At 48.2% G+C, this 8532-nt stretch carries 16 protein-coding genes; all 16 read right to left on the bottom strand.

Annotation, left to right across the window (positions count from 1 at the left end; genetic code table 11):
* Positions 1-115: 115 nt before the first annotated feature.
* Positions 116-427 (bottom strand): MTH1187 family thiamine-binding protein, encoded by a 312-nt coding sequence (locus tag E0L13_RS09985; RefSeq protein ID WP_168062129.1) that lies wholly within the window; start codon positions 425-427, stop codon positions 116-118.
* Positions 427-1077: a hydroxyethylthiazole kinase gene (locus E0L13_RS09980; protein ID WP_240924720.1), complete on the bottom strand. Its 651-nt coding sequence runs from the start codon at positions 1075-1077 to the stop codon at positions 427-429. The genes E0L13_RS09985 and E0L13_RS09980 overlap by 1 nt, the downstream gene beginning before the upstream one ends.
* Positions 1074-1250: a hypothetical protein gene (locus E0L13_RS11900; RefSeq protein WP_240924719.1), complete on the bottom strand. Its 177-nt coding sequence runs from the start codon at positions 1248-1250 to the stop codon at positions 1074-1076. Before E0L13_RS11900 ends, E0L13_RS09980 begins: the two co-directional genes overlap by 4 nt.
* Positions 1251-1380: 130 nt before the next feature.
* Entirely contained in the window at positions 1381-1866 is a 486-nt protein-coding gene (locus E0L13_RS09975) for an 8-oxo-dGTP diphosphatase (RefSeq protein ID WP_168062127.1), read from the bottom strand.
* Positions 1863-2297: a DUF3783 domain-containing protein gene (locus tag E0L13_RS09970; protein WP_240924718.1), complete on the bottom strand. Its 435-nt coding sequence runs from the start codon at positions 2295-2297 to the stop codon at positions 1863-1865. Before E0L13_RS09970 ends, E0L13_RS09975 begins: the two co-directional genes overlap by 4 nt.
* A gap of 60 nt (positions 2298-2357) precedes the next feature.
* Positions 2358-2696, bottom strand: coding sequence for a 50S ribosomal protein L17 (gene rplQ, locus E0L13_RS09965; RefSeq protein WP_087478737.1), 339 nt, complete (start codon positions 2694-2696; stop codon positions 2358-2360).
* 17 nt (positions 2697-2713) lie between these two features.
* Positions 2714-3691 carry a DNA-directed RNA polymerase subunit alpha gene (locus E0L13_RS09960; RefSeq protein WP_095629603.1) on the bottom strand — a complete coding sequence of 326 codons (978 nt, stop codon included), beginning with the start codon at positions 3689-3691 and terminating at the stop codon, positions 2714-2716.
* Positions 3692-3740: 49 nt separating this feature from the next.
* Positions 3741-4133, bottom strand: a complete 393-nt coding sequence (gene rpsK, locus E0L13_RS09955) for a 30S ribosomal protein S11 (RefSeq protein ID WP_087478739.1) — start codon at positions 4131-4133, stop codon at positions 3741-3743.
* A 28-nt stretch (positions 4134-4161) separates the two neighbouring features.
* Entirely contained in the window at positions 4162-4530 is a 369-nt protein-coding gene (gene rpsM / locus E0L13_RS09950; RefSeq protein ID WP_087478740.1) for a 30S ribosomal protein S13, read from the bottom strand.
* A gap of 22 nt (positions 4531-4552) precedes the next feature.
* Complete coding sequence (gene rpmJ, locus E0L13_RS09945) at positions 4553-4666, bottom strand: 50S ribosomal protein L36 (RefSeq protein ID WP_007391661.1); 114 nt, start codon at positions 4664-4666, stop codon at positions 4553-4555.
* Between the two features lie 24 nt (positions 4667-4690).
* A complete protein-coding gene (infA, locus tag E0L13_RS09940) occupies positions 4691-4909 on the bottom strand; it encodes a translation initiation factor IF-1 (RefSeq protein WP_007391714.1) in 219 nt (72 codons plus the stop codon).
* Positions 4910-5191: 282 nt separating this feature from the next.
* Positions 5192-5941, bottom strand: a complete 750-nt coding sequence (gene map / locus E0L13_RS09930) for a type I methionyl aminopeptidase (RefSeq protein ID WP_087478741.1) — start codon at positions 5939-5941, stop codon at positions 5192-5194.
* A 2-nt stretch (positions 5942-5943) separates the two neighbouring features.
* Positions 5944-6594 (bottom strand): adenylate kinase, encoded by a 651-nt coding sequence (locus tag E0L13_RS09925; protein WP_087478742.1) that lies wholly within the window; start codon positions 6592-6594, stop codon positions 5944-5946.
* 16 nt (positions 6595-6610) lie between these two features.
* On the bottom strand, positions 6611-7873 hold the full coding sequence (secY, locus tag E0L13_RS09920; protein WP_168062125.1) for a preprotein translocase subunit SecY: 1263 nt from the start codon (positions 7871-7873) through the stop codon (positions 6611-6613).
* A 1-nt stretch (position 7874) separates the two neighbouring features.
* Positions 7875-8315, bottom strand: coding sequence for a 50S ribosomal protein L15 (gene rplO, locus E0L13_RS09915; RefSeq protein WP_168062123.1), 441 nt, complete (start codon positions 8313-8315; stop codon positions 7875-7877).
* Positions 8316-8336: 21 nt separating this feature from the next.
* Positions 8337-8516, bottom strand: coding sequence for a 50S ribosomal protein L30 (gene rpmD / locus E0L13_RS09910; protein WP_087478745.1), 180 nt, complete (start codon positions 8514-8516; stop codon positions 8337-8339).
* Positions 8517-8532 lie beyond the last annotated feature (16 nt).

The raw sequence follows: 8532 nt of genomic DNA, 5'->3' as shown, positions 1-8532 counted from the left end.
TGCAAAAAAATCCGTCAGGAATGCCGTCCAATTATATAATCGCATACTAATTTCTTTAGAAAAGCACACAAAAGGACGGCGCCTGCGTCGTCCTTTTGTACATATACAGCGTATATTATGCTTGTGTTTCCTTCTGCAGTATGGCATCTACAACGGCGGGCTTATGTTCCATCATATGTGTATGACCCGGCCGGATATCGGCTTTCAGCACGACTTCCGTGCGCAATCCTTGCTCTGCCAAATAAAAGGTGGCTTTTTTGACGACAGCCATGACGTCGTCCCACTCGCCTTCGATTTCCGTAAACATGGAATTCGTACGGCTCGTCAAGCCCGACTCGCGGATAATTTTCACCACCTGCGCCACATATGGCGAATAAGAATCTCCCGTACCGCAGGGAGCAATGCAAACGGCTACTAAAACATTCATTACGGTTCCTCCTTATATGAAATAGGATTTTGACTTATGTCCTCGGGCGAGGCCTGATACAACTCGTCCAGGAACAGCTGCTGGAATGATCCTGTCCCGGCAGCCTTTGCCTCGGCCCGCCTTCCGACAAGATTATACGCCGCCGTCCCGGCAATCGCTGCTATGAACGGGTCTGCAACAGCTGTATATACGGTAATGACTCCTCCTAAGAAGCAGCCCGAACCGGTGACGCATTCCATCATCGGCGAGCCGCCGTAAGAAACTGCGTCATGGCAGCCGTCGGTAATGAAATCTTCTGCTCCTGACACGGCGACAGCGCCGCCGGTCCATGTGGCCAGCGCTTTCGCCGCCGCCACGGCCTCGTCTACTGTATCAGTTGAGTCGACGCCTCGGACCTTCGAGGATGCTCTGCCGCCTAACTGCCATAAGCCAGCCAACGCAATGATTTCCGACGCATTGCCGCGAATAACCGACGGCTTATATTCCTTGCACTGAAGCAGCAGCTTCGTCCGCAGCTCACCCAGTCCAACGGCAACAGGATCCAGAACCCATGGCTTGCCCAGCTTGCGCAGGGCGTTCAACGTGCGGGAAATCGTTTCCTCATAGATAGGAAGTAAGGTTCCTACATTGATATACATTGAGTCGCTCATCTTCGCCAGGCCTTCTCCTTCATCAGGCAGATGAAGGAGAAGGCCTGGCGAAGATGAGCGTTGGCTACAAAATTAACCGTCACAAAATTCGTAATAGAGCCGGCCAGGGGCTTTGATTTTCTTACGTTCTCCGCTGCCAGCCTTACGTGTTCCCGTATATACGCCGTATTCACGAAATCATCGCCTTCTTTCTGCTATCCTTATTATAAGCGCTGTTCGGCTGCATCTCAACTAAAAATCAGAAAATACAAAAAGCACTTTGATGACGCTGATACATAGACGTCATCAAAGTGCTTTTTTTCATCAGCCTTCCTCTATAGACAATACGTAGTCTATATCCAGCGATTCGACCGTATCGTTGTCGGCGGCAAAATTGACAGTTCCTTGTATTTTTCTGCCACTTAAAATCATGGGAATCCACGTCCTGTCACCCTTCCACATCTCGTCGTAGGGAAGGGTATCCGCAGAAAACCATTGCGGTTCCATTTCATCCGTTTCTACAATATGTCCTTCATATTGGCGAACAAAATAGACGTATCCCAAGTGATTTAACTCCGGCTCGGCTGTAAATCGGAAATCCAGCAAGCCTACTAATTCTAAATCTTCCGCTTTCGTCTGAAGGCCCGTTTCTTCCTGCAGCTCGCGGACGGCGCACTGGCGAAAGGTCTCGCCCGGCTCTATTTTCCCGCCGAAGCCATTCCATTTCGATACGCCGAAACCGCGTTTTTTTCGTCCCAGCAGAATTCTCCCCTTCGTGTCGACAGGAAAGCACAACGTCGTATCTCTCATCGTTTTTTATGGAAATAGGCGTGCTCTTTAGCCAATTCCTGCAAAATCGTATCGATAGTCCAGGAAATATTATTCGGCGTTACCATCGCTTTGAGAGGCACGTTTTTCAAACGGCCGCGGCGAATTCCATCCAGCAGCAGATTGACGGCCTTATTGTTAAATCCACAAAGGATGAGGGCTTCCTTGGTTACAGGTTCCAACGCTTCGTCTTCGCCCAGGTCTTCATGAACCTTGGTTTCACTTGTCTCCGCCTTATTGGCGGCGATTTCGGCAATTTCATCGTCGCTTAATCCCAACAGCTTGCCAACCGTTTCCGTCTTTTCTTCTTCTGCCACAACCTTGATTTGGGATTTTGTAAGCAATCCCAGGAGCTTTAACAGGTTGAGCCGTTCCGGCGTAAAGTTTACAGCCAGCATCATTCTATAGGCCATTGTCTCATCTCCTTGTAAAAAAACCGCTGCGGCACTGTGCCACAGCGGTCTCGTAAGCTATTACACTAATTCGATGATTACCATCGGAGCTGCATCGCCCTGACGAACGCCAGTTTTGATAATACGCGTATAACCGCCTTGACGGTCTTTGTATTTCGGCGCAATTTCATCAAACATTTTCTTAACTACGCTTTCGTCTCTTACGTAAGCCAATACCTGACGGCGAGCGTGTAAGTCGCCGCGTTTAGCTAAGGTAAGCATTTTTTCTGCTACTTTGCGGAGTTCTTTTGCCTTTGCTTCCGTCGTTTCGATGCGTTCATGCTGGAATAAAGAGGTAACAATGCTGCGCAGTAATGCTTTACGTGCAGAGCTGTCACGTCCCAACTTTCTATAAGCCATCGTTCATCCTCCTCGAATTATTCTTCGTTGGATTTCAAATCAAATCCATAATCTTTCAATTTTTCAATAATTTCATCTACAGACTTTTTGCCCAAGTTGCGAATCTTAGACAAGTCATCTTCCGTCCGTTCAACCAAATCGCCTAACGTGTAGATATTCGCCCGTTTCAAGCAGTTCGACGCGCGAACGGACAGATCCAATACGTCAATTTTAACTTGGCTGAGCTCCGGTCCGTTATCTTCTTCCGGTTCTTCGCCGTCTGGAGTCGTGAAGGGAGCGGCTGCTTCATTAGCCTTCGGATCAGAAGCGATCTTTTGGAAGTAATCCAAATAGCTGACCATGATAGACGCAGCTTTAGCCACGGCGTTTTCAGCAGCGATGCTGCCGTTGGTCGTCACTTCAAGCGTCAACGAATCGTAGTCCATTTCGTTGCCGACCCGGATATTGTTAACCTGGTAGTTCGTCTTTACAATCGGAGAGAAGATCGAATCGATGGGAATTACGCCGATCATATCCGTATCTTTCTTATTTCTTGTAGACGGAACATAGCCCTTGCCCCGTTCGATATGGCACTGCATATAAATATGCGCATCCGAGTCGAGAGTTGCAATATGAAGATCCGGGTTTAAAACTTCAATGTCTGTGCTTACGTTCAAATCTTCTGCAGTAAATTCGCATTCACCAGTGATATCAACCGTGATATCCAATTCATCGACTTCGTCGCGAGTGAATTTCAGACTAAGCTGTTTTAAGTTCAGGATAATTTCCGAAACGTCTTCCCGAACGCCAGGTATCGTCGAAAATTCATGCAATACTCCATCGATTTTAATGGAGGTAATTGCTACGCCGTCCAGCGAAGACAAGAGGACGCGCCGTAAGCTATTGCCCAACGTGATTCCGTACCCTCTGTCGAGAGGTTCGCATACGAATTTTCCATAAGTGCCGTCGTCGCTTCTATCAACGGTCTTAACTTTAAATTTGTTATCATCGATCATCAGGAAAATCCTCCCATTCCAGAATCAAAACAACTTGGTTGAATATCTCTTATACACGTCTGCGTTTCGGCGGACGGCAGCCATTATGCGGGATAGGAGTTACGTCTTTAATGGAATTTACTTCCAGGCCTGCTGCCTGCAATGCGCGGATAGCGGCTTCACGACCGGATCCAGGGCCTTTTACATATACTTCAACCTGACGAAGGCCGTATTCCATAGCGGCTTTAGCAGCCTGTTCAGCAGCCATCTGAGCGGCGAACGGAGTGCTCTTACGGGAACCGCGGAAGCCGAGGCCGCCGGCGCTTGCCCAGGACAAAGCGTTGCCCTTCGTATCGCTGATAGTAACAATCGTATTATTAAAGGTAGAACGAATATGTGCTGCACCCGATTCTACATGTTTCTTTTCTTTTCTCTTATTGCTTCTTGCGTTATTCTTAGCCAAAATCGTTTCCCTCCTTACTTAGAAAATCTTATTTCTTCTTACCTGCTACTGCTTTTCTCGGACCTTTACGCGTACGTGCATTTGTCTTCGTGCGCTGACCGCGAACGGGAAGACCTGCGCGATGACGTTTGCCCCGGTAAGAGTTAACTTCAATCAGACGTTTAATGTTGAGCGCTGTATCGCGGCGAAGGTCGCCTTCTACTTTATAATCAGAACCGATTACTTCACGGATTTTCTGAACTTCATCTTCCGTCAAGTCGCGAACGCGCGTGTCCGGATTAACGCCTGTTTTTTTCAAGATTTCCTGGGACGAAGAAAGACCGATCCCCAAAATATAAGTCAAACCAATTTCAACTCGTTTGTCACGTGGTAAATCCACACCGGCTATACGTGCCATCTAATCATCCACCTCCTGTCGATTAACCCTGTTTCTGTTTATGTTTCGGATTTTCGCAAATGACCATAACGCGGCCCTTGCGTTTAATGATTTTGCATTTTTCGCAAATTTTCTTTACTGACGGTTTTACCTTCATAGTTAACCTCCTGCGTAAACAATCTTACTTGAAGCGATACGTAATACGACCGCGATTCAGATCATACGGTGTCAATTCCATCGTAACTCTGTCGCCGGGAAGAATACGAATAAAATTCATACGCATTTTTCCGGAAACGTGAGCCAGTACGATGTGTTCGTTTTCCAACTTAACTTTAAACATAGCGTTTGGCAGTGCTTCTACGACGACGCCTTCTACTTCAATGACATCTTCCTTAGACATGTGTACCCTCCCTGGTCAATTCCATCTTGGCCCGGTTCAAAACGGACCGTATCCATTCATTGCTGATTCTCAGGGGACCAGCGTTTCCTCTGGATACGCTCGTTCCCACTATCTGGAGATGCCGGCAATTTTTTTTCTTCGGCTTATCCAATTTGTACTTTCGACCGTCAGCAATCCATACATAGGGATAATCCAACTTGCCGACAACGACATACAGGCCTTCTTTATCTCTGCCCGCACAGCTTTTAACCACTGTGCAGACAGGTATCTCTATCCGCTCCATCATTCCGGTAAGGTCAGGATTTCCGGACCGTTTTCAGTAATAGCTACTGTATGTTCAAAATGGGCTGCCGGCTTCTTATCACAGGTAACGACAGTCCAACCGTTTTTCAACTGCCGGACTTTTTCCGTACCCATGTTGATCATCGGCTCAATGGCCAGAACCATACCCGGTTCCAGGAGTTCTCCGTGACCGGCTACGCCATAATTCGGCACTTCCGGTTCTTCATGCATGTCGGTACCGATGCCGTGTCCTACATAATCGCGGACAACGCCGTAACCGAATGATTCGGCATAGGATTGAACGGCATGCCCGATGTCGCCCAGGTGGTTGCCAGCTACTGCCTGCTCAATGCCTTTATAGAGACATTCTTCCGTCACTTTAAGCAACTGAAGAACGGCCGGGTCAACGTGACCAATAGGAATCGTCACCGTCGAGTCTCCATGATAGCCATTTTTGTTTACAACTAAGTCAACACTGATTATATCTCCATCTTTTAGCTTGCGCCGGCCTGGAATACCGTGAACGACTTCTTCGTTTACACTAGCGCAGATAGTCGCCGGATATCCGTAATAGCCTTTACAGCTCGGAAAGGCGCCGCAGCTGCGGATGTATTCTTCGCAACGCTGATCCAGTTCGCCTGTCGTGACGCCCGGCTTCGCCAGCTTTTTCATCAGCTGCAATGCGTTGGCAGTAATGCGACCAGCTTCGCGAATATACTCTATTTCCCGTTTAGACTTTAAAATAATCATAATTATTTACTCTTTTCGAGGCTCTTTACGATATCATCAAAGACTGCATCCATCCCCTGCTTGCCGTCGACTTCGATGTACAAGTTGGAATTTTTGTAGTAATCAATAAGCGGTTTTGTCTGGGCAGCATATACGCTGAGACGTTTTTCAACGGTTTCGACCTTGTCGTCGTCGCGCTGATACAATTCTCCGCCGCACTTATCGCAAACGCCTTCTACCTTAGACGGTTTAAAAGAAATATGATATGTCGCACCACAGGAGCGGCAAATCTGACGGCCTGTCGTCCGCTTGATCAGTTCTTCATCAGGAACGGAAATGTTGACGACTCCGTCGAGCTTAATGCCCAAATCGCTGAGAATCGCATCGAGGGACACGGCCTGAGACGTCGTGCGCGGGAATCCGTCAAGGATAAACCCTTTCTTGCAGTCGTCTTTTGCCAGGCGTTCTCTTACGATACCGACAGTAACGGCGTCCGGTACGAGCTGACCGTTATCCATATACTTCTTAGCTTCCAAACCAAGGGGAGTCTGTTCTTTAACAGCTGCTCGGAACATATCGCCCGTTGAAATCTGGGGAATACCATATTTTTCAATCAATCGTTCGGCCTGCGTGCCCTTGCCGGCACCCGGAGGCCCCATTAAAAGAATGTACATGTAAACTACCCCCTTATCATTTCATAAAGCCCTGATACTGTCTGTTGAGCAACAACGATTCGGCCTGCTTCATCGTATCAATAGCGACGCCGACTACAATCAGCAGCGCCGTACCGCCGAAATAAACGCCTTCAATACCCGTAATCCAGCCGATGAAGTTCGGCAGAATGGCGATGAAAGCGAGGAAGAACGAACCTGCCAAGGTAATACGCGTCATAATTCTATCGATATACAAAGCTGTCGGCTGGCCCGGACGAATACCGGGGATAAAGCCGCCGTACTTCTGCATGTTTTCCGTAAGCTGCGGAATATTCAGCGAAATAGCGGTATAAAAATAAGTAAAGAAGATAATCAAAATGGCGTACATAATGGTGTTGGTCACCGTGCCCCATGCAAACCATCCGGCAATCATCTGTACTGTTTCATTTTGTACGAACTGTGCGATCGTAATCGGGAACATCAGCACAGACGAGGCGAAGATAATGGGAATAACGCCAGCCTGATTGACTTTCAAAGGAATATGCGTCGAATGGCCGCCGTACATCTTCCGGCCGACAATCCGTTTTGCATACTGCACAACGACGCGCCGTTGTCCCTGCGTCACTTCGATGACTACGACAATCATGAAAAGGGCGATCAAGGCAAACAACAGCACTTGGAAAATATTGATGGAACCTGCCTGAATATATTTGTATACAGTCATGCAGCCATCGGGGAACCGCGCTACGATACCGGCAAAGATGATCAGCGAAATGCCGTTGCCGATGCCGCCTGCCGTAATCTGGTCGCCCAGCCACATGAGGAAGCACGTGCCGGCCGTCAGAATAATCGCTACCATAAATACCATAGCCCAGCTGTCGTTTACGAAAGCATTATTGACTTTCAACGCATAGCTCATGGCAAAGGCTTGGATGAACCCTAAGACTACCGTACCATACCGGGTGACCTTCTGGATTTTTTCACGGCCGTCCTGATTGTCCTTCGCCCATTGCTCAAAGGTCGGAACGACCGACGTGAGGAGCTGCATGATAATGGACGCGTTGATATACGGCGTAATACTCATAGCGAGGATAGAAAACTTACTCAAGGCGCCGCCGGAAAATAAATCCAACAAGCCAAATAAGTTGCCGCTGCTGAAAAGATTTTCAATGACTGAGGCGTCTACTCCCGGAACAGGGATGTGGACACCTAGTCTGAAAATAATGAACATGATCAAGGTGAAAACTGCGCGTTTCCGGAACTCCGGAACGTTCAGCACATTCTGGATGTTCTCTAACACCTTAGATCACCTCTACCTTACCACCAGCTGCTTCAATTTTTTGCTGCGCCGATTTCGTGAAGCCCTGCGCTACAACGGTAAGGGATTTTTCCAATTCGCCGTTGCCGAGGATACGAACACCGTCGCATACGTTTTTAAGGATACCTGCTTCAACCAATGCAACAGGATCTACCGTCGTGCCGTTTTCAAAGCAATTCAGTACAGAAACGTTAACTTCTGCATACTGTTTAGCCCAGATATTCTTGAAACCGCGTTTCGGAAGCAAACGGTACAAAGGCATCTGGCCGCCTTCAAAGCCCGGGCGTTTACCGCCGCCGCTACGGGAAAGCTGGCCCTTCATGCCCTTGCCGGCCGTTTTGCCGTTGCCGGAGCCAATACCGCGGCCTACGCGATTGCGTTTTGTCTTGGAACCAGGAACAATACTCATTTCATGAAGTTTCAATTCAGCGCACCTCCTTCTATTTTAGATTTCTTCTACTTTGATTAAGTGTTCTACTTTATGAAGCATCCCTTTGATCTGCGGGGTTACTTCTTTTACTACGCTGGAATTCGTCTTGTGGAGACCCAGGGCAACGACAGTTGCGCGCTGGTCGCCAGGACGGCCTGCGAGACTCTTTACGAGCGTAACTTTTACTTGAGCCATCTTGTGTATCCTCCCT

The sequence above is a fragment of the Megasphaera sp. SW808 genome (genome assembly GCF_012027795.1).
GTDB lineage: Bacteria > Bacillota > Negativicutes > Veillonellales > Megasphaeraceae > Megasphaera > Megasphaera stantonii.
This window is presented reverse-complemented; position numbering and strand designations above follow the sequence as displayed.